This is a genomic window from Pseudomonas sp. MHK4 (assembly GCF_054600775.1).
On the sequence record NZ_BAAIAK010000023.1, the window covers coordinates 17,204 to 42,014 of the forward strand.

Consider the following 24,811-nt stretch of genomic DNA (forward strand, 5'->3'; position numbering starts at 1 on the left):
CTTGCCAGCGAAGGCGGCCCAGGGCCATGCACTGCCCTTGAGGACGCCTTCGCCGGCAAGCCGGCTCCTACAGGGAATGGCGCATGTTGGACGGGCGCTGGCGCTAGCCGCGCTCGGAGGGTACCGAGGACAATTCGAACGGGCTGCTGCTGCGCCGCTGGTTGCGATCTTCGCGCGGCGTGGCACCGAAGAAATTGCGGTAGGCGCTGGAGAAATGCGGCCCCGAGGAGAAGCCACAGGACAGGCCGATCTGGATGATCGACTTGCTGGTCTGCATCAACATCTGCCGGGCCTTGTTCAGGCGCAGTTCCAGGTAATACTGGCTCGGCACCCGGTTGAGGTATTGCTTGAAGATGCGCTCCAGTTGCCGACGGGACACGCACACATGCTGGGCGATTTCGTCGGTGGTCAGCGGCTCTTCAATGTTGGCTTCCATCAGCAACACCGCCTGGGTGAGCTTGGGATGGCTGGAGCCGAGGCGGTTCTGCAACGGAATGCGCTGGCGCTCGCCACCTTCGCGGATGCGCTCGACCACCAGTTCTTCCGACACCGCACCGGCCAGCTCGGCGCCGTGATCACGGGCCAGCACCGCCAGCAGCAAGTCGAGCACCGACATGCCACCACACGCGGTCAGGCGATCGCGATCCCAATCGAACAGATGACTGGTGGCGATGACTTTCGGAAAGCGTTCGGCGAAATCATCCTGCCAACGCCAATGCACCGCGGCGCGGTAACCATCGAGCAAGCCCAGTTGCGCCAACGGATAAACACCGGCCGACAGACCGCCGATCACGCAACCGGCACGCACCAGCTGCTTGAGCGCACTGCTCAGCGCCGGCGCGAGACTGGTCGGTGGCTCGTCAGCGAGCAGGAACAGTTTCTGGAAGTTTTCCAGCTTGCCGGTCCAGGCTTCACCGGGTAATTGCCATTGGCCTTCACTCGGTGGTTCGGCCTGCAAAAACGACAGTTCGTAGACCACGTCCGGATGCACACGCTGGGCAACTCGCAAGGCCTCCTCAGCCAGCGCCAGCGTCAGTGCTTTAGTGCTGGGCCAAATCAGGAAACCAATTCGATGGGCAGTCATGGTGGGCAATCCGAAGCGAAGAACAGTGATGAAGGCATGGGCCAATGCTAGCCCGTAAATGAACGCAAATCTCAAGACCTACACAGATCAACTGTAGGAGCTGGCTTGCCAGCGAAGGCGGTAGGTCCGCGCCAGAGACGCTAGCTGACCCACCGCCATCGCCGGCAAGCCGGCTCCTACAGTGATCTGAGCCAGCCTCTAGGTTGCGAAGCATGCACTATCCCGGTGCACAACGGCAGCCTTGATTATTTCAAGCTGCCGGACAGGAATTGTTGCAGGCGTTCGGACTGTGGATTGACCAGCACTTCACGCGGGTTGCCGCTCTCTTCGACCACACCTTTGTGCAGGAACACCAGCTGGTTCGACACTTCACGGGCGAAGCCCATTTCGTGGGTCACCACGACCATGGTCCGGCCTTCCTGGGCCAGGGCCTGCATGACCTTCAACACGTCGCCCACCAATTCCGGGTCGAGTGCCGAGGTCGGTTCGTCAAACAGCATCACCTCAGGCTCCATGGCCAGGGCTCGGGCAATCGCCACGCGCTGCTGTTCGCCACCGGACATGTGGCCCGGGTAGGCATCCTTGCGATGCGCCACGCCGACCTTGTTCAGGTAGTGCTCGGCTTTCTCGCGGGCCTCGGCCTTGGACACGCCCAGTACGTGCACCGGCGCTTCCATGATGTTTTCAAGCGCGGTCATGTGCGACCACAGGTTGAAATGCTGGAACACCATCGACAGGCGCGAACGCATGCGCTGCAGCTGTTTCGGGTCGGCGGCTTTCATCGCGCCGTCCTTGTTCGCCACCAGCTTGAGCTCTTCGTTGTTGAGCAGGATCCTGCCCGCGTGCGGCTGCTCCAGCAGGTTGATGCAACGCAGGAAGGTACTTTTGCCGGAGCCACTGGAGCCGATGATGCTGATCACATCGCCAGCCGCCGCTTTCAGGGACACGCCCTTGAGCACTTCGTGACTGCCATAGCGTTTATGCAGGTCTTGGACTTCAAGCTTGTACATGCGGTCGGTTCTCACAAAAACAGTCAGTCAGTCGTTGAGCAAGCGCCCGTGACGCAGCGCTTCGCGCCCCGCCACCTTGGCCAGCCAGAAACCGGGTTGGGCGTAACGCAGCCGTTCAATGGCAAACAGCACCCCGGACGTACCAGCACACACCGTGCTGACCCGATCCGCCAGCGGATCGATCACTTCGAAAATCTCGTCCCCCGCCTCAACCCATTCACCAGGCTGGCGCAGGAAACTCACCACACCGGGGTGCGGCGCGAACAGCAATTCGGTGCCTTCGAACGGCAGGCCTTCGCAGGCTTCCTGGGCAGGTTGCGGCCAGTCACCGCTGATCAGTCCCTGCTCGGCGAGGAATGCCAGGATGCCTTCGGCGTAAGCCTCGGTCTCAGCGCGACCGGTATCAGATTGACCACCCAGCTCAAGGGTCGTCGCCAGGCACGCCAAGGGAATTTGCGCATCCGGGAACAGACGCGACAAGCGCAACCACGGCAGCGAACAGGCTTCGTCGAAGGAGCTGCCGCCGGAATCTTCCGCCAGCAAGCCAACCCGAACATTCAGGTGCGCCGCCAGCGAACGCCACTGCGGCCAGTGTTGCGGCAAGGCGTACATGTGCAGCGCGGCTTCGGCATCGCAATGCAGGTCCAGCACCACATCGGCGGTGCAGGCATGGCTGAGCAGGATGCGCTGCATGCCCTGCAACTGGCTGCCGGCCGGTGGCAGAGCGGCCAGATGATCGTTCATGGCCTGACGGATCAATTGGATATTGGCGTGCGGATCATCACCCAGATGCCCGGCAAGCTCAGCGGCCACTGGCGCGCTCAGCTCGACGAAATCGCGGTTGAAGTTCTTGCCGCTGCCCGCCTCGAAACGCCCTTGATGATTGCCCTGGAGCAACTGACCGAGGCCCAGTGGATTGGCCACCGGCACCAGTTCGATCACGCCGTTGAGCAAGCCTTGGGCTTCGAGTTCGGCCAGGCGTTTTTTCAGTGCCCAGGCGGTGCGCATGCCCGGCAGCTCATCGGCGTGCAGGCTGGCCTGGATGTAGGCCTTGCGCTCGCCCTGACCAAAGCGGAACACCGAAATCTGGCGCTCGCTGCCCAGGTTGCTCCACGGCAAAACATGATCGATGCGTTCCATATCAGTGCTTCCGCGGTGCCAGGTAGCCCAGCCAGCGGCGCTCGGCCATCTTGAACAGCTTCACCAGGATGAAGGTCAGGCACAGGTAGAACACGCCGGCGGTGATGTACGCCTCGAACGGCAGGTAGAACTGGGCGTTGACCGTGCGCGCGGCACCGGTGATGTCGATCAGGGTCACGATGGACGCCAGGCTGGTGGTCTGCAGCATCATGATCACTTCGTTGCTGTACTGCGGCAGTGCCCGGCGCAGCGCCGACGGCAGCAGGATGCGCTTGTACATCTTGAAGCGCGACATGCCCATGGCCTTGGCCGCTTCGATCTCGCCGTTCGGCGTGGCGCGCAGGCTGCCGGCGATGATTTCGGCGGTGTAGGCGCTGGTGTTGATGGCAAACGCCAGGCAGGCACAGAAGGTCGCGCTGGACAGCCATGGCCACAGAAAGCTTTCACGTACCGCTTCGAACTGCGCCAGACCGTAGTAGATCAAAAACAGCTGCACCAGCATCGGCGTGCCGCGGATCACGTAGGTGTAGAGCCAGGCCGACATGTTGACCACAGCGTTTTTCGAGACGCGCATCAAGCCCAGCGGCAACGCACACAACAAGCCGAAGAACAGCGACAGCGCGAGCAACTTGAGGGTGGTCAGCAGGCCGCCGAAGTACAGCGGCAAGGCCTCCCAGATGACGTTGTAGTCGAAGATCATAGCTCAGCCGCCCTTACGCCTACCGAGTAGCGCTTCTCGAGGTGACGCAATGCCAGCAACGAGACACTGGTGATCACCAGGTACATCGCCGCCACTGCGAGGAAGAAGGTGAATGGCTCGCGGGTCGCGTCTGCCGCCTGCTTGGCCTTGAACATCATGTCTTGCAGGCCCACCACCGAAATCAGTGCGGTAGCCTTGGTCAGGACCAGCCAGTTGTTGGTAAAGCCCGGAATCGCCAGGCGAATCATCTGCGGCACCAACACCCGGAAAAACACCTGGAAGCTGCTCATGCCGTAGGCCATGCCGGCTTCGGCCTGCCCCTTGGGGATCGCCATGAACGCGCCTCGGAAGGTTTCCGACAGGTACGCACCGAAGATGAAGCCCAGGGTGCCGATACCGGCGGCCAACGGGTTGAGGTCGATGTACTCGTCGAAGCCGAGCAGCGGCGCGACGCGGTTGAGCAGGTCCTGGCCGCCGTAGAAAATCAACAGGATCAGCACCAGGTCGGGAATCCCGCGGATCACCGTGGAATACAGGTCGCCCAGCCAGGCCAGCCAGCGCACCGGCGACAGACGCAGAGCCACGCCGATCAGGCCCAGGACAATGGCCAGGACCATGGACGACAAGGCGAGCTGAAGCGTCAGCCAAGCGCCATCGAGGATGACAGCCCCGTAGCCTTTCAACATGATTCAGGTCCTCGAAAGTTGGGATGAAAAAATGGCGCAAACCTCAGAAAACCTGCTGCTTGCGCCATTTCGGACGTGCCGTGTTACTTGCCGTAGATATCGAAGGCGAAGTACTTGTCCTGGATTTGCTTGTACTTGCCGTTCTCGCGGATGGCTGTGATCGCGGTGTTGATCTTGTCTTTCAGCGCGTCGCCCTTGCGAACCGCGATACCCACGCCGTCGCCGAAGTACTTGACGTCGGTGAACGCAGGACCGACGAATGCGAAACCTTTACCGGCGTCGGTTTTCAGGAAACCGTCATCCAGCAGCGTAGCGTCTGCCACGGTGCCGTCGAGGCGGCCGGCGGCCACGTCGAGGTAAATTTCGTTCTGCGAACCGTATGGCTTGATCTCGGCACCCAGCGGGGCCAGGACTTCGCGGGCGAAACGCTCGTGGATCGAACCACGCTGCACGCCGATGTTCTTGCCCTTGAGCTCGGCCAGGTTTTCGCTGACCGCAGTGCCGGCCTTCATGACCAGGCGAGCCGGGGTGTTGTAGTACTTGTTGGTGAAGTCCACGGACTTCTTGCGGTCTTCAGTGATCGACATGGACGACAGGATCGCGTCGATCTTGCGCACTTTGAGTGCCGGGATCAGGCCGTCGAACTCTTGCTCGACCCACACGCACTTGACCTTCATCTCTTCGCACAGGGCGTTACCGATGTCGTAGTCGAAACCGACGATGCTGCCGTCCGGCGCTTTCGAAGCGAACGGAGGGTAAGCCGCTTCGATACCGATCTTCAGGGGTTTTTCGTCGGCGAAGGTTGGCAGGGACAGCACGCAGGACATTGCCAGGGCGCCAAGCAGCACGAGTTTCTTCATCTTGGGACTCCATCGGTAAAGGGCTAAAACGGCAGAGTGAGCGACAGCCCAATATGCGAATGAGTGGAACCGGAAAGCGTTGCTGCGTCCTACATTACGCGTGCGAGATTTCAACACAGGCAACGACGAGCGAGTGATCGGCATTCTAACGACAGGCCCGGAGCCGATATTTCTTCAATGCGACAACTAGTTACAGATGCACCGAGAAAGCCGTTCGAGCACGTTGACAGCCCTGCAAAATCATGCGAGAGCAAAAGACAGTAAACCGATCTGTATTGCAAGTTGCGGGCCTATTATTGGCAAAGCCTTCTAATCCGGCAAGCGCAGCGTTGGGTCTTATTTTTTGTGCGGGCATTTGAGGGGCGCTGGCGTTTCCCAATACCCCGAATTGGCGCGGAGCGGTTACACATTCAGTAACCTGAAAGATCGTTGGTAACAGTAGGAAACATCCCACAGGGGAAGCCGATAATTATTGGCTGTTGTTTATGCGGTGGCTGTTCTGGCCCCTTCGCGGGCAAGCCCGCTTCCACAGGTTTCCATGGTGTGACACAGATCGCGAACACTCCATAGCCCCCTGTGGGAGCGGGCTTGCCCGCGAAGAGGCCCGCACTGCCAACACAAAAACTGGAGGCAACAAAAAGCCCCACCAGGCTCAACACCTGGCAGGGCTTCCATGACCCTGAACGCTACTTAAGCAACATTCATGGTCCTGTGCGTATCAATCAAATGCTGCACCACACCCGGATCCGCCAGGGTGGAAATATCCCCCAACGCATCGTACTCAGCCGTGGCAATCTTGCGCAGAATCCGCCGCATGATCTTGCCCGAGCGAGTCTTCGGCAGCCCCGGCGCCCACTGGATCACATCCGGCGAGGCAATCGGACCAATCTCCTTGCGCACCCAATTCTTCAGTTCCAGGCGCAGCTGCTCGCTCGGCTCCTCACCATTTTTCAAGGTGACATAGACATAGATGCCCTGCCCCTTGATGTCGTGCGGCACACCGACCACCGCCGCTTCGGCGACTTTCGGGTGAGCGACCATCGCACTTTCGATCTCGGCGGTGCCCATGCGGTGGCCGGACACGTTGAGCACGTCGTCGACGCGACCGGTGATCCAGTAGTAACCATCGGCATCGCGACGGGCGCCGTCACCGGTGAAATACATGCCGCGGAAGGTCTTGAAGTAGGTGTCGACGAAACGGTCGTGATCGCCGTACAGCGTACGCGCCTGGCCTGGCCACGAATCGAGAATCACCAGGTTGCCCTCGGCCTCGCCTTCGATGATATTGCCCAGGTTGTCCACCAACGCCGGCACCACGCCGAAGAACGGACGCGCCGCGGAACCCGGCTTCAGGCCATGAGCACCCGGTAGCGGGCTCATCAGGGTCGCGCCGGTTTCGGTCTGCCACCAGGTGTCGACGATCGGGCAACGGGATTGGCCGACATTCTTGTAGTACCAGTCCCAGGCTTCCGGGTTGATCGGCTCGCCCACCGAGCCCAACAGGCGCAGGCTGCTGCCATCGGCACCTTCAACGGCGGCCGTACCCGCGGCCATCATGGCGCGAATGGCGGTCGGGGCGGTGTAGAGGATATTGACCTTGTGCTTGTCGACGATCTTCGCCACCCGGGTGATGTCCGGATAGTTCGGTACGCCTTCGAACAGCAGCGTGGTCGCGCCATTGGCCAGCGGGCCATAGACGATGTAGGTGTGGCCGGTGACCCAGCCGACGTCGGCGGTGCACCAGTAGACTTCACCCGGGCGGTAGTCGAACACGCGCTCGTGGGTCATGGCCGCGTACAACAGGTAGCCGCCGGTGGTGTGCTGCACGCCCTTCGGCTTGCCGGTGGAGCCGGAGGTGTAAAGGATGAACAGCGCTTCCTCGGCGCCCATCTCCTTGGGTGCACAAACAGTGCCCGCCACTTTCATCAGGTCTTCGTACCAGATGTCGCGGTGCTGGTTCCACTTGATGTTGCCACCGGTGCGCTGGCACACGATGACTTTCTGGATGCTGCTGGTTTCCGGGTTGGTCAGGGCGTCGTCGACGTTGGCCTTGAGCGGAATCTTCTTGCCGGCACGAATGCCTTCGTCGGCGGTGATCACCACTTTCGACTTGCAGTCGATGATGCGACCAGCCAGGGCCTCCGGCGAGAAACCACCGAACACCACCGAGTGAATCGCGCCGATCCGGGTACAGGCCAGCATGGCGACCACGGCTTCGGGGATCATCGGCATATAGATGGTCACCACGTCGCCGCGGTGCACGTCCTGCCCACGCAAGGCGTTGGCGAACTTGCAGACTTGTTCGTGCAGCTCGCGGTAGGTGATGTTGCGGCTTTCGGAAGGGTCATCGCCCTCCCAGATGATTGCGACCTGATCGCCGCGCTCGGCCAGATGACGGTCCAGGCAATTGTAGGAAACGTTCAGGGTGCCGTCGGCGAACCACTTGATGTCGACATGGTGATCGTCGAAAGAGGTCTGTTTCACCGTGGTGAAAGGCTTGATCCAGTCGAGGCGCTTGGCCTGCTCGCGCCAGAAGCCGTCCGGGTTGACGACCGACTGCTGGTACATGGCCTTGTAGGTCGCCTCGTCAGTCAGCGTGTTGGCCAGAACCTCGGGACGAACGGGATACAGGGAAGCCGCACTCATCTTTCTTACCTCGGTGGAATAGTTGTTTTTGTATGACCCTGTTGTAGCCCGGGCGGGGCCTATAGAACCATTCGACGATGGTAGTAACAAGCCCACACAAAACGCCTTGATAACCGCGAAACAGAACTGGAACGAATGTCCCGAATCTCACACCACACTGTAGGAGCGAGCTTGCTCGCGATAAACCTGAGAACACCAAATGGTATCAGACACGGCGCGTTATCGTTCACGACCATCGCGAGTTCAAGCTCGCTCCTACAGGGTGCACGGGGATTGTTACAAAATCCGCCAAAGGTGTTTATCAAAACCACGCCTATATGAATGTCACCCCCACGCCTAAAATTCGCTGCGCCAACCCGGCAAACTGAGTTAACCCAGTTACAGCCCCCACGAAGGCAGTTAACCCAAACCCAAGTAGTCCGATCCACACGCAACCCCAAAAAGGTTGCGTGACCCCACTCGACTTGTAAAAGGTAAACATTAGATGAAAGCTTTATTGGTTCTGGCCCTCAGCAGCCTGTGCGCAACCGCCATGGCAGACGAGGTCCAGACTGATGTCGCGCAGCAACAACCGGCCATCGAGGATTACACTTACTCGATGGACCTGGACATCGCCAAAGTTATTTCAATGAGCGAAGTTCCCAATGTGTGTGAAGTTGTCCCGGCAAAAATGGAATATGACGACTCCAAAGGCCAACGCCATATCCTGCGCTACAGCGTCATGGGTAACGGCTGCTCCAGCGGCTGATCTGACTGCGCCGAATCCGGCCTCTCCAGCGCTTTGCTGAAGGTCGATTCCAGCCCGGCTCACGTCGGGCTCAGTTGTGTCTGGACTGGTCAAAAATCGCCCACAAACACAAGATGTAGTAAAAAAGGCGCTTTTCTGCTTACTTTTTGAGCAAAACCGATTCCACGCCATTTGCGCGAAAAAAAATCTTCACCCGCCAAAGCCCTGTAAACCCTCGCTCCGACCCCTCTCGACCGCTCCATGCGCGGATTCGCCCCACCACGACCCTAAAAATTTCCCTATAATGCGGCCTTAAACGGGCCTGCAATATCCCCTTACAGGGATGAATAGCCAGTCTGAAGCCCCGCAACGGCATTCGATGCTGATTGCGCCCATCAGTGGCTCTCGGAACCCCGTACAAAATTTATGTTTATTGCCTGCGTGTACCGCTGCAAAAAACGCTATCCAACGCGGCCAGCACCGCCGTGTGAAAAACCAACCCATCATTTTCACACGGGCACGCTGGCCCTCACGCAGGAGACGACACGTCATGCTGAGCTGGGACGAATTCGACAAAGAAGACACGGAAGTAGCAGTCAAGAGCGCCAACGCTGGCCACGCCACCGAAGCCAACATGGACCGTCTCGACAGCGCCGGCGGTGCCGCCGCCCTGGAAGCTCGCGCCGTGACCGCCGCTGACTCCGCCGCCGTTGCCCGCGCCAAAGCCGCCCTGGACTCGCTCGACGTCGCCGAAGGCCTCGCCGAACTCGAAGGCGCCTCCGCCCGTGTCGCTGTCGATGAAAAGCGCATGATCAACTGCCGTGCCGACCTCAACCAGCTCGTACCTTTCAAGTACGACTGGGCCTGGCAGAAGTACCTGGACGGCTGCGCAAACCACTGGATGCCGCAAGAAGTCAACATGACCGCCGACATCGCCCTCTGGAAAGACCCGGAAGGCCTGACCGACGACGAGCGCCGCATCGTGATGCGCAACCTCGGCTTCTTCTCCACCGCCGACTCCCTGGTGGCCAACAACCTGGTCCTGGCCGTATACCGCCTGATCACCAACCCGGAATGCCGCCAGTACATCCTGCGCCAGGCATTCGAAGAGGCGATCCACACCCACGCCTACCAGTACTGCATCGAATCGCTGGCCATGGATGAGGGCGAGATCTTCAACATGTACCACGAGATCCCATCGGTCGCGAAAAAAGCCACCTGGGGCCTCAAGTACACCCGTTCGATCTCCGATCCGAAGTTCGAAACCGGCACCGTCGAAACCGACAAAGAGTTGCTGCGCAACCTGATCGCCTACTACTGCGTCCTGGAAGGCATCTTCTTCTACTGCGGCTTCACCCAGATCCTCTCCATGGGCCGCCGCAACAAAATGACCGGCGTCGCCGAGCAGTTCCAGTACATCCTGCGCGACGAATCCATGCACCTGAACTTCGGCATCGACGTGATCAACCAGATCAAAATCGAAAACCCACACCTGTGGGACGCCGAAATGAAGGAAGAAGCTTCGCAGATGATCCTGCAAGGCACTCAGCTGGAGATCGAATACGCTCGTGACACCATGCCTCGCGGCGTGCTGGGCATGAACGCGGCGATGATGGAGGACTACCTCAAGTTCATCGCCAACCGTCGTTTGTCGCAGATTGGTTTGAAGGAAGAATACCCAGGGACGACTAACCCGTTCCCTTGGATGAGCGAGATCATGGACTTGAAGAAAGAGAAGAATTTCTTTGAGACTCGCGTAATCGAATACCAAACCGGTGGTGCGCTTAGCTGGGATTGATTCCTTGGCAAGCCACGATTTAGCGACTTGAATCGCCAAATCGAACATCTAAAAGCCCCGATCTGATCGGGGCTTTTTATTGACAGCAGGAAAACTCCTACCCGTATCCTCAGCAGTCGTAAAACTCCTACAGCATTTCCAGTTGCATCCGCATTGATAACCATTCAAAGCCGCTCTAATCTCTGCTGCAGGTGCCTAAGAAACGCCCAACGTAGAAGCTAACCTCATCACACAGAACGCATGCTGCTTCCAGCATAAAAGCGTATTCCTGCGTGTAAGGGAGAACAGCTCTGTTGGGATTCTTAGATCCTCTACGTTGGGCTCTGGCCCTTTCAATTTCACACGTAGAGGTAATGGCAATGCCTGCACAAATTTCACACCGACCGGAAATGACCGACCTTCTCAGTTCGACAGTCTTCCACCGCCATAACCTCCCACTCCACGCCCTCCTCCTTGAAAACCAACCATGGTTCTGCGCCCGCGATGTCGGTCGCTTGATGGGATTTCACTTGAGTGAGCGCATGCTCAACAAACTGGACAAAGACCAGCACCACACATTGTGGATTGAGTATTACCGACAAACTAAAAAACAACTGATGCTCAGCGAGTCCGGTGTATATGCGCTGCTGGTGTATCACTACGCGCCCGGAAATCGATTGTTGCGCGAATGGCTAACCCATCAGGTAGTACCGGCCTTACGAGATGCGGATAAGCCAAAGAACTCGGATCGACCGATGTTGAGTTTGTTGGACTGGCCGGAAATGTCGTTGAGCCTACTGCATTGGCAGAATGAAGGCTGGATTCGACTGCGAGATATGCCTTACCTACTGGACGACCACACCCAGCGCCGAGTGCCTGTCGTTAAACCTTGGTGGCAGAGAGTCGCGCAGATATTTCAGTCGTCGAAGCATTCGATAGGTTAGATGACGCGCTTGTAGGCTCTCTTGTGGGAGACGTCGCTATTTCTTGTGGGAAATTTCGTAGACAGCCGTAGTGGCCATTCAGTATCGTCCGAGGGTTTTCCACCCTCGGCGATTGTATGGACACTTCAAAGGAAAAAAGTGGCTGGAGCGATCAGGAGCTTGAAGCTTCGGTCGATGCTTATCTGAAAATGCTGGGCCTGGAGCAAAGCGGGCAGACGTTCAAGAAGTCAGTTGAGAACCAGCTTTTGCGTGAAGGCCCGTTAAGCAAACGTAGTGCCTCTTCGGTTGAGTACCGCATGCAAAATATCTCTGCGGTGCTGGAGCAATTGGATCTGCCGCGAATTATTGGCTACAGGCCTGCCAAGAACATTGGGGCAGGGATCGGTGAGCGGATTCGCAAGGTATTGGCCAAAAAAGTGGTGCCAGGTGTGGGCGAATTCGCTCCAACCGCCAACCATGAGACATTGCTACGCCGAACATCCAAGCTGCAAAAACAAGGTCTGAAGGTTGAGCCAACTGGTAACCCGAGCCCTCAACAGACTAGCACCGTCACCACGTCCTACGTCCGCGACCCAAAAGTTAGAGCCTGGGTGGCTGACTTAGCCAAGGGGATTTGTGAAGGCTGCGGCCAGAAAGCACCATTTGAAGCCGATGGCTTGCCGTTTCTAGAGGTTCATCACGTTAAACATTTGGCGCAAAAAGGTTCGGATTGCATTTCTAACGCTGTCGCGCTTTGCCCAAACTGTCATCGGCGTTGTCATCTTTCGAGCGACAAGGTTGAGTTCACCTTGTCACTTTATACGAAGGTGATGCGGCTCAAGCGGGAGTAATTGGCGTCTGTTGCCCGACCTCATTGCTTATGTGAGGTCGATGCCGCCCCCTCACAACCGTGCCGCAATCACCCGTACCCCATACTGCGGAATAATCCCGTCCGCTGTAACCAACTCCAACCCTTCCGCCTGAGCCTGGGCAATCAACATCCGATCAAAGGGATCGCGGTGAATTTCTGGTAACTTGCCCGCCTGCTGTCCATGAAACAGCGAAATCGGCAGTTTGGTAAAACCCTCGTCCTCAACCAACGCCTCAAGATCCTCTGGAGCTTCCAGCATCCCTTTTGCCTGCTTGATCGATATCTCCCAGATCGAAGCGGCGCTCACCAGTACCTGATTGCGCGGCTCCCCAATCATTTGTCGAGCTTCTGCGCCTAAGGCAGGATCATCGGACAACCACCAAAGAAACACATGGGTATCCAATAAAAGACGCCTCATAAGCTGCCCTCAAATCCAGCAATGATGTCTTCAGGAGTCTTGTCAAAATCAGCTGACATTCGAATTTTCCCTTTCAACCGCCCTGGCTTGCGCGCCCGTGGTGTTTCGACATGAGGTAGCAGATCCAGATAAGGCTTGCCGGCCTTGGCAATTACAACCTTGTCACCATGCCAAGCACGCTCAGCAAGTTGGGAGAGTTGGGATTTGGCTTCGTGCATGTTTACTTGAACGAGGTCGCTCATAAGGCACCTATACGGAATTAGCTAAGCTAGCCTAAGCCAGAGTTTTTCTGAAGGCAAGGCAAAGGGTTCACCGACTGTCAGGCAAACCCCATTGCAACGAAGACTAACTACGCGCCCTCATGAGCCGGCTGCATTACTGCAATGGCTCAAGCGCTTGCCGAAGCTTATCTTCCAGCGCCCATATCTCCCGCTTCACTTCCATGCGCCGCTCACGGGCGGCTTGAATACGAGACTCATCAAGCCCAGCGTAGCGGCGTAACCAGTGAACGATCATTTCCTCATCCGGGTAGTAATAGTCCTTCTTGCCTTTACTACTTCTCGGGGTGTCGTTCATATCACTGTCGAAGCGTCCAGCGGCGAACTCATCCGGGGGCAACGTACCCCATTCGGCGGCGCAATCCTCGAATATCCAGGCAATTTCATTGAGGTGTTTTTGCGCACCGCGATGCCCGCGTTTGTAAAACACGTACTCGCGGCAACTCTCCTGGAAGCGCTCCATCATCGGCTCGTCATCGACCCAGCGAAGGATGTCGTGCTGGCCCGCATGGTGGATCAGGCCGTTTATCCAACGCTCGGCAAAACGATCGACGAAACCTTCGATATCCGCTTTTTTCGCGTCCGCGAAAATCATGCAATACCGGGTTTGCACATGGATGACGAACAGCACATGTTTACGTTGAACGGTGATGGCGTGAACCAGCCACTGTTCGGCCGACTCATCAGGCGTATCGTCCTCAATAATGAGCGACGTCGGTTTCTCCACCGGGGTGATTTTCTTGCCCTTGTGAACACGGCTGAAAAAGTTGCTGGCGGCTTCGGTGCAATTGAAAATCAACATCCTGGTTCTCTGGTAGAAGGCTGGCGATAGCGGTTGTCAGTCTTGCCGCAGGATCTCATCAGCCCATTCAATCTCATATCCAATCGCTTACGATGATGGACATGAGCATTACTCCTGCGAAGAATATTGACGAAGTAAAACTCATTCTTGCCGAAAAATCCTGTCGCATTCAGGTCATCACAGTACGTCAGGGCGCCGCGACCAAACGCTTATTCACTTTGCCGACTCAACGAAGTCCAAAGCAACTGCGCCGCATACCCCCGATACGGCCGCCACTCCTCAGCCCGCGCCAACAACTCCCGAGCCGTCACCACCCCACCTTCCAATGCCGCCAACGCATTGATCAACCCAACATCCCCATTCGGCAACCCATCCATTTCCCGCAACTGCCGCAGAGCGATGTACTGCGCCGTCCAGTCACCAATCCCATATAACGCCAGCAACCGCTTCACTCCACCCTGCCGACCAGGTTCAAACAATAAAGGATCATCAAGCAACGCCTGAGCCACACCCGACAGCGTGCGACCACGGCTTTTCGGCATCCCCAATGTCGCAAGGTCCGCCGCCGCCAAAACCGCCGCATCTGGAAACACATGGGTCAAGCCACCGTGCGGCGAGGCCAGTGGCGCGCCGTACTGCGCCACCAGTTTCCCAGCCAATTTGATGGCCGCGCTCACGGTAATCTGCTGCCCCAACACCGCACGAATCGCCAGTTCCAGACCGTCCCACGCCCCCGGCACGCGCAGTCCCGGATGCCGTGCAATCAGGCGAGCCAGCAGTGGATCGGCCGCCAGGTGCCGTTGCATGGTGATCAGGTCGGCATCCAGGTCAAACATCCGCCGCAACCTGGCGACGATCTCGGGCACTGCACTCGCATCGGGAAAGTCCAGAGTCAGTTCCAGTGAGTCTGCCGTCGCCGGCTTGATCGAAAGTGTCCCGTGAACCCCGTTCAAGCCGATGCTGCGCGAGTAAGCGCCGTCGACCACCTCTTCCATTCCGGCAATCGCCCGGGCCGAGAGAAACTCCAGCATCGCCAGCCAGTCGTAGGGCGGCTGGAACGCCAGCAATAACTTCACAACCGGAGTAGCCCGCTATACAGCCCATACGCCGCCAACCCAGCTCCGCAGACGACGCAGGTAAAGATGCCCTTCTCGATCGCGGTGAACAAAGGCATGCCCTGTTCATGCCTGGCCTTGGCGAACAGGATCACGCCCGGCGCATAGAGCAACGCCGAGAGCAGCAGGTACTTCAAGCCGCCGGCGTACAGCAGCCACACCGCGTAGCTCAGGGCGACGCCGCCGATCAGCAGGTCCTTGGTCCGTTCGGCGGACGCGTGTTCGTAGGTTTCTCCGCGCCCGCTCAACAGCACCGCATAAGCCGCCGACCACAGGTAGGGCACCAGGATCATCGATGACGCGAGGTAGATGAGGCTGGTGTAGGTGCCGGCGGAGAACAGGGTGATCAGCAAAAACAGCTGGATCATCACGTTGGTCATCCACAGCGCATTGACCGGCACATGGTTGGCGTTTTCCTTGGTCAGGAACGCCGGCATGGTCTTGTCCTTGGCCGTGGCGAAGAGGATTTCGGCGCACAGCAGCGCCCAGGATAGCAAGGCACCCAGCAGTGAAATCCCCAGGCCGATACTGATCAGCAACGCGCCCCAGGGGCCGACGATATGCTCCAGCACCGCGGCCAACGACGGGTTCTGCAAGGTGGCCAGTTCCGGCTGGCTCAGGATCCCCAGCGACAGCACGTTGACCAGCACCAGCAGCGCCAACACCCCGAGAAACCCAATGACCGTGGCCCGGCCCACGTCCGCACGTTTCTCGGCGCGCGCCGAATAGACACTGGCGCCCTCGATGCCGATGAACACGAACACCGTGACCAGCATCATGTTGCGCACCTGGTCCATCACGCTGCCGAAACTCGGGTTGCTGCGTCCCCAGATGTCGCGGGTAAAGACGTCCGCTTTAAAGGCTACGGCGGCGATCACGATGAACATGATCAGCGGCACAATCTTCGCCACGGTCGTCAGCAGGTTAATGAAGGCTGCTTCCTTGATCCCACGCATCACCACGAAGTGCACCGTCCACAGCAGCACCGAGGCACAGGCGATGGCGACCGGGGTGTTGCCTTCGCCGAACACCGGGAAGAAAAAACCAAGGGTGCTGAACAGCAAAACGAAGTAACCGACGTTGCCCAGCCAGGCGCTGATCCAGTAGCCCCAGGCCGAAGAGAAGCCCATGTAGTCGCCGAAGCCGGCTTTGGCGTAGGCGTACACCCCCGAGTCCAGTTCCGGTTTGCGATTGGCCAGGGTCTGGAACACGAAGGCCAGGGTGAGCATGCCGACAGCCGTGATTGCCCAGCCGATCAATATCGCACCGGCGTCGGCCTTGGCCGCCATGTTCTGCGGCAGGGAAAAGATCCCGCCACCAATCATCGACCCCACCACCAGCGCGATCAGTGCGCTAAGGCGTAGCTTTTGCGTCGATTGCGACATGCCTGTGTCTCCGTTTCCCAGGGGCGGCAGTCGCCGCGAAATCGTCACATATCCTGCGTTTACTGAATGGATGAAGCGTAATGACGTTTATTGGATAACGCCAACGAACATCCCTTCAACTGCGGAATATGACCGAAAAGAGTCCCATATAATTTTTCGCTTTATAAATACTTTTTAGTAAGGAAATTCAGTTCTAACAACCCATGAGGAAAATTTGCGGATTGCAAAAAACGAACTAGCTTCATAAGTCGCAGGGAATGCGAAAAAGTTTCAACAAAAAATCAACGAGGCCTCTGGAACAAGCATTACAGGCTGTGGCCTTGTGCGAGCTAATCATTCAGTTATTAACAATGGAATGTAGACCTGTACTGATCTAAGTCAGCCCACCGTTCGGCTGGCGGACTTAGTCTGCTGTCTCACTTCTCCTGCATGGAGTCACGGAATGTCTGAAGCTCCCGGAAAACTGAAACTCGGCGCACTGGTTGCATTGGTCGTCGGTTCGATGATTGGTGGCGGGATCTTTTCCCTGCCGCAGAACATGGCGGCCAGTGCCGACGTCGGCGCCATTCTGATTGGCTGGGCGATCACCGCTGTCGGCATGCTCACCCTCGCCTTTGTGTTCCAGACCCTGGCAAACCGCAAACCCGACCTGGACGGCGGGGTCTACGCCTACGCCAAGGCCGGTTTCGGCGACTACATGGGTTTCTCGTCGGCCTGGGGTTACTGGATCAGTGCCTGGCTGGGCAACGTCGGCTACTTCGTGCTGTTGTTCAGCACCCTCGGCTACTTCTTCCCGGTGTTTGGCGAGGGCAATACCGTCGCCGCCGTGATCGGCGCGTCCGTGTTGCTGTGGGCCGTGCATTTGCTTGTGTTGCGGGGGATCAAGGAAGCGGCGTTCATCAACCTGGTGACCACGGTCGCCAAGATCGTACCGCTGATTCTGTTTGTGCTGATCGCGATTTTCGCCTTCAAGCTGGACATCTTCACCGCCGACATCTGGGGCATGAAGAACCCGGACCTGGGCAGCGTGATGAACCAGGTGCGCAACATGATGCTGGTCACCGTGTGGGTGTTCATCGGCATCGAAGGCGCGAGCATTTTCTCGGCGCGCGCAGAAAAACGCAGCGATGTGGGTAAGGCCACGGTGATCGGCTTTATCACCGTGCTGCTGATCCTGGTGCTGGTGAACGTGCTGTCGCTGGGCATCCTGACCCAGCCGGAACTGGCCAAGCTGCAGAACCCGTCGATGGCCGCCGTGCTGGAACACGTGGTGGGCCAGTGGGGAGCGGTGCTGATCAGCGTCGGTCTGATCATCTCGTTGCTCGGTGCGCTGTTGTCCTGGGTGCTGCTGTGCGCGGAGATCATGTTCGCCGCCGCCAAGGACCACACCATGCCGGCGTTTTTGCGCCGCGAAAACGCCAACCAGGTCCCGGTCAACGCCCTGTGGCTGACCAACGCCATGGTGCAGATCTTCCTGGTCATCACGCTGTTTTCCGCCAGCACCTACCTGTCGCTGATCTACCTCGCCACCTCGATGATCCTGGTGCCGTACCTGTGGTCGGCGGCGTACGCCCTGTTGCTGGCGGTTCGCGGCGAAACCTACGAAGGCGCGGCGGGGGAGCGCCAGAAAGATCTGATCATTGGCGCCGTGGCGCTGATCTACGCGGTCTGGCTGCTGTACGCCGGCGGCGTCAAATACCTGCTGCTCTCCGCCCTGCTCTATGCCCCCGGCGTGATCCTGTTCGCCAAGGCCAAGCTGGAACTGAAGAAACCGGTTTTCACCAATGTCGAGAAGCTGATTTTCGCCCTGGTGGTCGTCGGCGCCCTGGTGGCGGCCTACGGTCTCTACGACGGCTTCCTGACCCTGTAACACGACTGTCTTGCCATCTGGAGGTTCACTGAAATGACCACGGAAAAAGTTAAGTACGGCGTCCATTCCGAAGCCGGCAAACTGCGCAAAGTCATGGTTTGCTCACCCGGCCTGGCCCATCAGCGGCTGACCCCGAACAACTGCGACGAACTGCTGTTCGATGACGTGCTGTGGGTGGCCCAGGCCAAGCGCGACCATTTCGATTTCGTCACCAAAATGCGCGAACGCGGTGTCGATGTACTGGAAATGCACAACCTGCTGACCGACATCGTCGCCATCCCCGAAGCCCTGGACTGGATTCTTGAGCGCAAGATCACCGCCGACTCGGTGGGCCTGGGCCTGATCAATGAAACGAGTTCGTGGCTGCGCAGCCTGGAGCCACGACATATCGCCGAGTTCCTGATTGGCGGTGTCTCTGCCGATGACCTGCCGGACAGTTTCGGCGGCAAGACCATCCAGATGTTCCGTGAATTCCTCGGCCACTCCAGCTTCATCCTGCCGCCACTGCCCAACACCCAATTCACCCGCGACACCACTTGCTGGATCTACGGTGGCGTCACGCTCAATCCGATGTACTGGCCGGCGCGTCGCCAGGAAACCCTGCTGACCACCGCCATCTACAAATTCCACCCGCAGTTCACCAACGCCGAATTCGAAATCTGGTACGGCGACCCGGACAAGGACCACGGCAGCTCCACCCTTGAAGGCGGCGACGTGATGCCGATCGGCAACGGTGTGGTGTTGATCGGCATGGGCGAACGCTCATCGCGCCAGGCCATCGGCCAACTGGCGGTGGAGCTGTTCAAGAAAAAAGCCGTGGAGAAAGTCATAGTCGCCGGCCTGCCAAAATCCCGCGCGGCGATGCACCTGGACACTGTGTTCAGTTTCTGCGACCGCGATGTGGTGACCATCTTCCCGGAAGTGGTGAACCAGATCGTCGCCTTCACCCTGCGCCCCGATGAAAGCAAACCGGGTGGCATCGACATCCGCCGCGAAGAAACCAACTTCCTCGACACCGTGGCCCAGGCCCTCAACCTCAAGGCCCTGCGCGTCGTCGAAACCGGCGGCAACAGCTTCGCCGCCGAACGCGAGCAATGGGACGACGGCAACAACGTGGTGGCCGTGGAACCGGGCGTGGTCATCGGCTACGACCGCAACACCTACACCAACACCCTGCTGCGCAAGGCCGGGGTGGAAGTCATCACCATCAGCGCCGGCGAACTCGGTCGCGGTCGCGGCGGCGGCCACTGCATGACCTGCCCGATCATCCGCGATCCGATCGACTACTAACCCATCAGCCTTGGCCCGCACTTACCCAGTGCTGGCCATCGGGATAACCGACACCTTAGGAGATCCAAAATGGCGTTCAATATCCATAACCGCAATCTGCTGAGCCTGGAACACCACACCCCTCGCGAATTGCGCTACCTGCTCGACCTGTCCCGCGATCTCAAGCGCGCCAAGTACACCGGCACCGAACAGCAACACCTCAAGGGCAACAACATCGCGCTGATCTTCGAAAAAACCTCGACCCGCACCCGCTGTGCGTTCGAAGTCGCGGCCTATGACCAGGGTGCCAACGTCACCTATATCGATCCGAACTCCTCGCAGATCGGCCACAAGGAAAGCATGAAGGACACCGCCCGCGTGCTCGGGCGCATGTACGACGCCATCGAGTACCGTGGCTTCAAGCAGGAAATCGTCGAGGAACTGGCCAAGTTTGCCGGCGTACCGGTGTTCAACGGCCTGACCGACGAATATCACCCGACGCAAATGATCGCCGACGTGCTGACCATGCGTGAAAACGCCGACAAGCCGATCCACGAGATCAGCTACGCCTACCTTGGCGATGCGCGTAACAACATGGGCAATTCGCTGCTGCTGATCGGCGCCAAACTGGGCATGGACGTGCGCATCTGCGCGCCGAAAGCCCTTTGGCCGTTGGACGACCTGGTGGCCCGCTGCAAAAAGTACGGTGAAGAAAGCGGTGCGCGTATCACCCTCACTGAAGACCCGAAAGCGGCGGTCAAGGGCGTGGACTTCATCCACACCGACGTCTGGGTGTCGATGGGCGAACCGGTCGAAGCCTGGGCCGAACGCATCCAGCAACTGCTGCCGTATCAAGTGAATGCCGAACTGATGAAAGCCACCGGCAACCCGCGCACCAAGTTCATGCACTGCCTGCCGGCGTTCCACAACAGCGACACCAAGGTCGGCAAGCAGATTGCCGAGCAGTACCCGAACCTGAAGAACGGCATCGAAGTGACCGATGACGTGTTCGAGTCGCCGGCCTGCATCGCCTTCGAGCAAGCGGAGAATCGCATGCATACGATCAAGGCGATTCTGGTGTCGACGCTGGCTGACCTATAACGGCCCACTCGGCTCCCACTGAAGGACCTGGGTCAATGTGGGAGCTGGCCTGCCGGCGATGGCAGCGCCGCGGTGCATCTGACCGACCGCGGCGATCCCATCGCGAGCAGGCTCGCTCCCACAGGGATCAGGGTTCCATCGACAGACCGAGTCGCCCGCTTACTTCTCTTCTAGAAGGACATGCACCATGCGTATCGTCGTTGCTCTGGGCGGTAACGCCCTGCTCCGCCGGGGTGAACCCATGACCGCGGACAACCAGCGCGCCAACATCCGGATCGCCACCGAGCAGATCGCCAAGATCCATGCCGGCAACCAACTGGTCATCGCCCACGGCAATGGCCCGCAAGTCGGCCTGCTGTCGCTGCAGGCGGCGGCCTACACCTCGGTGTCGCCTTACCCGCTGGACGTGCTCGGCGCCGAAACCGAAGGCATGATCGGCTACATCATCGAACAGGAACTGGGCAATCTGCTGGACTTCGAAGTGCCCTTCGCCACCCTGCTGACCCAGGTCGAAGTCGATGCCAATGACCCGGCCTTCCAGAACCCCACCAAACCCATCGGCCCGGTGTACACCAAGGACGAAGCCGAAAAACTTGCCGCCGAGAAAGGCTGGGCGATTGCCCCGGATGGCGACAAATACCGCCGCGTGGTCGCCAGCCCCAAACCCAAGCGCATCTTCGAAATCCGCCCGATCAAGTGGCTGCTGGAAAAAAGCAGCATCGTGATCTGCGCCGGCGGTGGCGGCATTCCAACCATGTACACCGCACCCGGCAAACTTGAAGGCGTCGAAGCGGTGATCGACAAGGACCTGTGCTCGGCGCTGCTGGCCGAACAGCTTGAAGCCGATTTGCTGGTGATCGCCACCGACGTCAGCGCCGCATTTGTCGACTTTGGCAAACCGACCCAGAAAAGCATCACCCAGGCGCACCCGGACGAAATGGAAAAACTCGGCTTCGCCGCCGGCTCCATGGGACCGAAAGTGCAGGCAGCCTGCGAATTCGCGCGCCATACTGGAAAGGTCGCGGTGATCGGCTCACTCGCGGATATCGAAGCGATCGTCCAGGGCACGGCCGGCACGCGCATCAGCACGGCAACACCTGGCATTACCTACTCGTAAGGAGAGACGCCCATGGCACAGTTTGAGCCAGGTCACTTGCACATCGAGCGTCATGCGTTGACACCGGACGATGTCAGCTACAACGTGCACCTCGACTATGAAGTCAGCAAGAATGACAAAGGCGAAAAAGGCATCCAGTTCACCATGCACGGCAGCATTCAGGGCAAGGACATGTCGGAGCCCTTCTTCCTGCCCAAGGAGGAGGCCTACAACTTCGCCAGAGATGTGACGAGGATTGCCGAGAAGTACGGCATTCCGAAATCCCATAGCCAGATCGGCTCGGTCCACAAGCATTACGACTTGATGTTCGAAGACATCCGGCAGCAGTTGGATATGAAATCCGGCGACCCGGTGAACCCCGAGCACTTCGAATAACCCACGTACCTTGTGGGAGCGGGCTTGCTCGCTCCCACAGGGAATCATCGCTGACCTGAAGTCCTGCGCTGGATTTCACCTTACCCCCCGCTCCAAGGCATACTTGCCACCCTCCGCACGCCAGAACCCAAAACCGCCCCATGCGTATCCACGTCAGCTTCATCGATCGAGTCGGCATCACCCAGGAAGTCCTGGCCCTGCTCGGTGGACGCAACCTCAACCTGGATGCGGTGGAAATGGTCCCGCCCAACGTCTATATCGACGCGCCGACCCTGAGCCCGCAAGTGCTCGAGGAACTGCGCGATGCACTGCTGAGCGTGCGTGGTGTGCAGGCGATGACCGTGGTCGACATCCTGCCCGGCCAGCGCCGGCACTTGCAGCTCGATGCGCTACTCGCGGCGATGACCGACCCGGTGCTGGCGCTGGACAGCGCCGGCAAGGTGTTGTTGGCCAACCCCGCATTGATTGCCCTGTACGGCCGCGAGCCGGCCGGTGAAAGCGTCGCCGACCTGTTTGCTGACCCAGCGCTGCTCGACGCGTTGCTCGAACAGGGTTTTCGCCTGCCGCTGCGGGAAATCACCGTCAACGGCCAGACGTTGTTGCTGGACGCCACGCCGATCACCGACGCTGGCGCCCTGCTGACCCTGTATCAACCGAACCGTATCGGCGAACGCCTCTCAGCCCTGCACCACGATCATGCTGAAGGTTTCGATGCGCTGCTGGGCGAGTCACCGGTAATTCGCACGCTCAAGGTTCGCGCGCAACGGGTGGCGGCACTCGATGCGCCGCTGTTGATCCAGGGCGAAACCGGCACCGGCAAGGAACTGGTGGCCCGGGCTTGCCACGCCATCAGTGCACGGCACAGCTCACCGTTCCTGGCATTGAACTGCGCGGCATTGCCGGAGAACCTCGCCGAAAGCGAGCTGTTCGGCTACGCTCCGGGCGCCTTCACCGGCGCGCAACGGGGCGGCAAGCCGGGGTTGATGGAACTGGCCAACCAAGGCACGGTGTTTCTCGACGAAATCGGCGAGATGTCACCGTACTTGCAGGCCAAGTTGCTGCGTTTTCTCAACGATGGCAGCTTCCGTCGGGTTGGCGGCGATCGTGAGGTCAAGGTCAACGTGCGGATCCTCAGCGCGACCCACCGCGACCTGGAAAAAATGGTCAGCGAGGGCATGTTCCGCGAAGACCTGTTCTACCGCCTCAACGTACTCAATGTCGAAGTCCCGCCCCTGCGCGAACGGGGTCAGGACATCTTGCTGCTGGCCCGCTATTTCATGCAGCAGGCCTGCGCACAGATCCAGCGCCCGGTCTGCCGCCTCGCGCCGGGCACTTATCCGGCGTTACTCGGTAACCGCTGGCCGGGCAACGTGCGACAACTGCAAAATGTGATTTTCCGTGCGGCGGCCATTTGCGAAAGCAGCCTGGTGGACATTGGCGACCTCGACATCGCCGGCACCTCGGTGGCGCGCCAGAGCGATCATGAGGTCGACAGCCTGGAGCAGGCCATGGATGAGTTCGAGAGGACCCTGCTGGAAAAGCTTTACGTCAGCTATCCCTCGACGCGGCAACTGGCTAACCGCCTGCAGACCTCGCATACCGCCATCGCCCATCGACTGCGTAAGTACGGCATTCCCAATAAGCCGTAATCCTCGGACCTGAAATAGCTCTCCCTGCCAATACAAACCTATGTGGGAGCCAGCCTGCTGGCGATAGCGGTCTTACAGACAACAGTGATGTTGAATGTGAGGGCCATATCGCCAGCAGGCTGACTCCCACAGGTTTTGAGTCCGGCATGGAATCTTCTCTCTAAAAGCGACCTCCACCTGTACTGAAAGCGCTACAGCGGAACGATTTCGCTACACCCCTCTGCGACCAGCCCTGCGCAAGGCTTTGATCCCCTTAAGCTTTTTTCTTCTGCCGCAGCTGTAGCGATTTCGCTACACTCCACGCATTTGGCTGCACCACAAAATAATCTAACTTATTGATTTATAACAATAAAACAAGATTGGCCGCGTTCTTGCTAAGTAACCCTCCATAAATCAGGGCATTGCCCAAGCATTCAATCGCGTCCACCAGACGAGTCTGGCCCCCCTTAGGAGTTTCCATGAGCGAGTTGCGTTTTACTGAAGATCACGAATGGCTGCGCACCGAAGCTGACGGCAGCGTTACAGTCGGCATCACCGCTTTCGCGCAGAACGCTTTGGGCGACGTGGTTTTCGTACAACTGCCAGAGCTGCAGTCCTACGACAAAGGCGCAGAAGCCGCCACCGTGGAATCGGTAAAAGCCGCCAGCGGCGTGTACATGCCCCTGGACGGAGCAGTGCTGGAAGTGAACCCGGCGCTGGATGCCAGCCCTGAGCTCGTCAACGAAGACCCGCTGGGCGAAGGCTGGTTCTTCCGCTTCCAGCCCGCTGACGCTGCCGCTGTCGGCCAACTGCTGGATCAGGACGCCTACGACCGCCTGATCAAAGCCCAAGCCGAAGCCTGAGGAGCGCTGACATGACTCAAGTGAATCTGACCACCGCCAACGAATTCATCGCCCGCCACATCGGCCCCCGCGCCGGTGACGAGCAGGCCATGCTCAACACCCTCGGTTTCGACTCCCTCCAAGCCCTGAGCGCCAGCGTCATCCCCGACAGCATCAAGGGCACCAG

24 protein-coding genes are annotated in these 24,811 nt (G+C 58.9%); 12 read left to right on the top strand and 12 right to left on the bottom strand.

Translation table 11 applies throughout. The features are described 5' to 3' along the window. Nucleotides 1-103: 103 nt before the first annotated feature. From argR to acs, 7 genes are all read right to left on the bottom strand, one after another. The gene (gene argR, locus ACYP2Q_RS30215; protein ID WP_459733830.1) at nucleotides 104-1,084 is read right to left on the bottom strand and encodes a transcriptional regulator ArgR; all 981 of its coding nucleotides are present in this window, start codon (nucleotides 1,082-1,084) and stop codon (nucleotides 104-106) included. Between the two features lie 245 nt (nucleotides 1,085-1,329). Further along, nucleotides 1,330-2,094 (bottom strand): ABC transporter ATP-binding protein, encoded by a 765-nt coding sequence (locus ACYP2Q_RS30220; protein ID WP_034151461.1) that lies wholly within the window; start codon nucleotides 2,092-2,094, stop codon nucleotides 1,330-1,332. 27 nt (nucleotides 2,095-2,121) lie between these two features. Continuing rightward, nucleotides 2,122-3,234, bottom strand: a complete 1,113-nt coding sequence (locus ACYP2Q_RS30225; RefSeq protein WP_459733833.1) for a M14 family metallopeptidase — start codon at nucleotides 3,232-3,234, stop codon at nucleotides 2,122-2,124. A 1-nt stretch (nucleotide 3,235) separates the two neighbouring features. Next, nucleotides 3,236-3,934: an ABC transporter permease gene (locus tag ACYP2Q_RS30230; RefSeq protein WP_459733834.1), complete on the bottom strand. Its 699-nt coding sequence runs from the start codon at nucleotides 3,932-3,934 to the stop codon at nucleotides 3,236-3,238. Beyond that, nucleotides 3,931-4,620, bottom strand: a complete 690-nt coding sequence (locus ACYP2Q_RS30235; RefSeq protein WP_459733836.1) for an ABC transporter permease — start codon at nucleotides 4,618-4,620, stop codon at nucleotides 3,931-3,933. Before ACYP2Q_RS30235 ends, ACYP2Q_RS30230 begins: the two co-directional genes overlap by 4 nt. Nucleotides 4,621-4,703: 83 nt before the next feature. Then, nucleotides 4,704-5,480: an ABC transporter substrate-binding protein gene (locus ACYP2Q_RS30240; protein WP_459733837.1), complete on the bottom strand. Its 777-nt coding sequence runs from the start codon at nucleotides 5,478-5,480 to the stop codon at nucleotides 4,704-4,706. 690 nt (nucleotides 5,481-6,170) lie between these two features. Next, nucleotides 6,171-8,126: an acetate--CoA ligase gene (gene acs, locus ACYP2Q_RS30245; protein WP_274077886.1), complete on the bottom strand. Its 1,956-nt coding sequence runs from the start codon at nucleotides 8,124-8,126 to the stop codon at nucleotides 6,171-6,173. A 484-nt stretch (nucleotides 8,127-8,610) separates the two neighbouring features. On the opposite strand from acs, the gene ACYP2Q_RS30250 reads away from it, so the two are divergent. From ACYP2Q_RS30250 to ACYP2Q_RS30265, 4 genes are all read left to right on the top strand, one after another. After that, nucleotides 8,611-8,874: a DUF2790 domain-containing protein gene (locus ACYP2Q_RS30250; protein WP_459733839.1), complete on the top strand. Its 264-nt coding sequence runs from the start codon at nucleotides 8,611-8,613 to the stop codon at nucleotides 8,872-8,874. Between the two features lie 529 nt (nucleotides 8,875-9,403). Then, nucleotides 9,404-10,651, top strand: coding sequence for a ribonucleotide-diphosphate reductase subunit beta (locus ACYP2Q_RS30255; RefSeq protein WP_160389719.1), 1,248 nt, complete (start codon nucleotides 9,404-9,406; stop codon nucleotides 10,649-10,651). A 389-nt stretch (nucleotides 10,652-11,040) separates the two neighbouring features. Beyond that, nucleotides 11,041-11,574, top strand: coding sequence for a BRO-N domain-containing protein (locus ACYP2Q_RS30260; RefSeq protein WP_459733854.1), 534 nt, complete (start codon nucleotides 11,041-11,043; stop codon nucleotides 11,572-11,574). A gap of 116 nt (nucleotides 11,575-11,690) precedes the next feature. Beyond that, nucleotides 11,691-12,404 (top strand): HNH endonuclease, encoded by a 714-nt coding sequence (locus tag ACYP2Q_RS30265; protein ID WP_459733840.1) that lies wholly within the window; start codon nucleotides 11,691-11,693, stop codon nucleotides 12,402-12,404. A gap of 51 nt (nucleotides 12,405-12,455) precedes the next feature. On the opposite strand, the gene ACYP2Q_RS30270 is transcribed toward ACYP2Q_RS30265, so the two are convergent. The 5 genes from ACYP2Q_RS30270 to arcD (ACYP2Q_RS30290) all read right to left on the bottom strand — a co-directional run bounded on the left by ACYP2Q_RS30270 (nucleotide 12,456) and on the right by arcD (ACYP2Q_RS30290) (nucleotide 16,422). Then, nucleotides 12,456-12,827 carry a type II toxin-antitoxin system VapC family toxin gene (locus ACYP2Q_RS30270; RefSeq protein ID WP_459733841.1) on the bottom strand — a complete coding sequence of 124 codons (372 nt, stop codon included), beginning with the start codon at nucleotides 12,825-12,827 and terminating at the stop codon, nucleotides 12,456-12,458. Nucleotides 12,828-12,838: 11 nt separating this feature from the next. After that, complete coding sequence (locus ACYP2Q_RS30275) at nucleotides 12,839-13,084, bottom strand: type II toxin-antitoxin system Phd/YefM family antitoxin (RefSeq protein WP_459733842.1); 246 nt, start codon at nucleotides 13,082-13,084, stop codon at nucleotides 12,839-12,841. Nucleotides 13,085-13,217: 133 nt separating this feature from the next. Continuing rightward, entirely contained in the window at nucleotides 13,218-13,922 is a 705-nt protein-coding gene (locus tag ACYP2Q_RS30280) for a DUF6933 domain-containing protein (protein WP_459733843.1), read from the bottom strand. 209 nt (nucleotides 13,923-14,131) lie between these two features. Next, on the bottom strand, nucleotides 14,132-14,998 hold the full coding sequence (locus ACYP2Q_RS30285) for a DNA-3-methyladenine glycosylase family protein (RefSeq protein ID WP_459733845.1): 867 nt from the start codon (nucleotides 14,996-14,998) through the stop codon (nucleotides 14,132-14,134). Further along, complete coding sequence (gene arcD, locus ACYP2Q_RS30290) at nucleotides 14,995-16,422, bottom strand: arginine-ornithine antiporter (RefSeq protein ID WP_459733846.1); 1,428 nt, start codon at nucleotides 16,420-16,422, stop codon at nucleotides 14,995-14,997. The genes ACYP2Q_RS30285 and arcD (ACYP2Q_RS30290) overlap by 4 nt, the downstream gene beginning before the upstream one ends. 442 nt (nucleotides 16,423-16,864) lie before the next feature. On the opposite strand from arcD (ACYP2Q_RS30290), the gene arcD (ACYP2Q_RS30295) reads away from it, so the two are divergent. From arcD (ACYP2Q_RS30295) to ACYP2Q_RS30330, 8 genes are all read left to right on the top strand, one after another. Then, nucleotides 16,865-18,292, top strand: a complete 1,428-nt coding sequence (gene arcD / locus ACYP2Q_RS30295; protein ID WP_459733847.1) for an arginine-ornithine antiporter — start codon at nucleotides 16,865-16,867, stop codon at nucleotides 18,290-18,292. A 33-nt stretch (nucleotides 18,293-18,325) separates the two neighbouring features. Next, nucleotides 18,326-19,582, top strand: coding sequence for an arginine deiminase (gene arcA, locus ACYP2Q_RS30300; protein WP_323607799.1), 1,257 nt, complete (start codon nucleotides 18,326-18,328; stop codon nucleotides 19,580-19,582). Nucleotides 19,583-19,651: 69 nt separating this feature from the next. Next, the gene (locus ACYP2Q_RS30305; RefSeq protein ID WP_046819594.1) at nucleotides 19,652-20,662 is read left to right on the top strand and encodes an ornithine carbamoyltransferase; all 1,011 of its coding nucleotides are present in this window, start codon (nucleotides 19,652-19,654) and stop codon (nucleotides 20,660-20,662) included. Between the two features lie 187 nt (nucleotides 20,663-20,849). Next, on the top strand, nucleotides 20,850-21,779 hold the full coding sequence (gene arcC / locus ACYP2Q_RS30310; protein WP_459733848.1) for a carbamate kinase: 930 nt from the start codon (nucleotides 20,850-20,852) through the stop codon (nucleotides 21,777-21,779). A 12-nt stretch (nucleotides 21,780-21,791) separates the two neighbouring features. Then, nucleotides 21,792-22,154, top strand: a complete 363-nt coding sequence (locus ACYP2Q_RS30315; protein ID WP_459733849.1) for a DUF5064 family protein — start codon at nucleotides 21,792-21,794, stop codon at nucleotides 22,152-22,154. Between the two features lie 140 nt (nucleotides 22,155-22,294). Beyond that, a complete protein-coding gene (locus tag ACYP2Q_RS30320) occupies nucleotides 22,295-23,803 on the top strand; it encodes a sigma-54-dependent transcriptional regulator (protein WP_459733850.1) in 1,509 nt (502 codons plus the stop codon). Nucleotides 23,804-24,261: 458 nt separating this feature from the next. Then, nucleotides 24,262-24,645, top strand: coding sequence for a glycine cleavage system protein GcvH (gene gcvH / locus ACYP2Q_RS30325; protein WP_459733852.1), 384 nt, complete (start codon nucleotides 24,262-24,264; stop codon nucleotides 24,643-24,645). An 11-nt stretch (nucleotides 24,646-24,656) separates the two neighbouring features. Further along, nucleotides 24,657-24,811 (top strand): hypothetical protein (locus ACYP2Q_RS30330; RefSeq protein WP_459733855.1); only part of this gene is annotated, 155 nt, incomplete at its 3' end.

What these genes read in the sequence shown, in the direction of transcription:
- argR (WP_459733830.1), bottom strand. Translation starts at nt 1,084, where the DNA reads ATGACTGCCCATCGAATTGGTTTCCTGATTTGGCCCAGCACTAAAGCA.
- ACYP2Q_RS30220 (WP_034151461.1), bottom strand. Translation starts at nt 2,094, where the DNA reads ATGTACAAGCTTGAAGTCCAAGACCTGCATAAACGCTATGGCAGTCAC.
- ACYP2Q_RS30225 (WP_459733833.1), bottom strand. Translation starts at nt 3,234, where the DNA reads ATGGAACGCATCGATCATGTTTTGCCGTGGAGCAACCTGGGCAGCGAG.
- ACYP2Q_RS30230 (WP_459733834.1), bottom strand. Translation starts at nt 3,934, where the DNA reads ATGATCTTCGACTACAACGTCATCTGGGAGGCCTTGCCGCTGTACTTC.
- ACYP2Q_RS30235 (WP_459733836.1), bottom strand. Translation starts at nt 4,620, where the DNA reads ATGTTGAAAGGCTACGGGGCTGTCATCCTCGATGGCGCTTGGCTGACG.
- ACYP2Q_RS30240 (WP_459733837.1), bottom strand. Translation starts at nt 5,480, where the DNA reads ATGAAGAAACTCGTGCTGCTTGGCGCCCTGGCAATGTCCTGCGTGCTG.
- acs (WP_274077886.1), bottom strand. Translation starts at nt 8,126, where the DNA reads ATGAGTGCGGCTTCCCTGTATCCCGTTCGTCCCGAGGTTCTGGCCAAC.
- ACYP2Q_RS30250 (WP_459733839.1), top strand. Translation starts at nt 8,611, where the DNA reads ATGAAAGCTTTATTGGTTCTGGCCCTCAGCAGCCTGTGCGCAACCGCC.
- ACYP2Q_RS30255 (WP_160389719.1), top strand. Translation starts at nt 9,404, where the DNA reads ATGCTGAGCTGGGACGAATTCGACAAAGAAGACACGGAAGTAGCAGTC.
- ACYP2Q_RS30260 (WP_459733854.1), top strand. Translation starts at nt 11,041, where the DNA reads ATGACCGACCTTCTCAGTTCGACAGTCTTCCACCGCCATAACCTCCCA.
- ACYP2Q_RS30265 (WP_459733840.1), top strand. Translation starts at nt 11,691, where the DNA reads ATGGACACTTCAAAGGAAAAAAGTGGCTGGAGCGATCAGGAGCTTGAA.
- ACYP2Q_RS30275 (WP_459733842.1), bottom strand. Translation starts at nt 13,084, where the DNA reads ATGAGCGACCTCGTTCAAGTAAACATGCACGAAGCCAAATCCCAACTC.
- ACYP2Q_RS30280 (WP_459733843.1), bottom strand. Translation starts at nt 13,922, where the DNA reads ATGTTGATTTTCAATTGCACCGAAGCCGCCAGCAACTTTTTCAGCCGT.
- arcD (WP_459733846.1), bottom strand. Translation starts at nt 16,422, where the DNA reads ATGTCGCAATCGACGCAAAAGCTACGCCTTAGCGCACTGATCGCGCTG.
- arcD (WP_459733847.1), top strand. Translation starts at nt 16,865, where the DNA reads ATGTCTGAAGCTCCCGGAAAACTGAAACTCGGCGCACTGGTTGCATTG.
- arcA (WP_323607799.1), top strand. Translation starts at nt 18,326, where the DNA reads ATGACCACGGAAAAAGTTAAGTACGGCGTCCATTCCGAAGCCGGCAAA.
- ACYP2Q_RS30305 (WP_046819594.1), top strand. Translation starts at nt 19,652, where the DNA reads ATGGCGTTCAATATCCATAACCGCAATCTGCTGAGCCTGGAACACCAC.
- arcC (WP_459733848.1), top strand. Translation starts at nt 20,850, where the DNA reads ATGCGTATCGTCGTTGCTCTGGGCGGTAACGCCCTGCTCCGCCGGGGT.
- ACYP2Q_RS30315 (WP_459733849.1), top strand. Translation starts at nt 21,792, where the DNA reads ATGGCACAGTTTGAGCCAGGTCACTTGCACATCGAGCGTCATGCGTTG.
- ACYP2Q_RS30320 (WP_459733850.1), top strand. Translation starts at nt 22,295, where the DNA reads ATGCGTATCCACGTCAGCTTCATCGATCGAGTCGGCATCACCCAGGAA.
- gcvH (WP_459733852.1), top strand. Translation starts at nt 24,262, where the DNA reads ATGAGCGAGTTGCGTTTTACTGAAGATCACGAATGGCTGCGCACCGAA.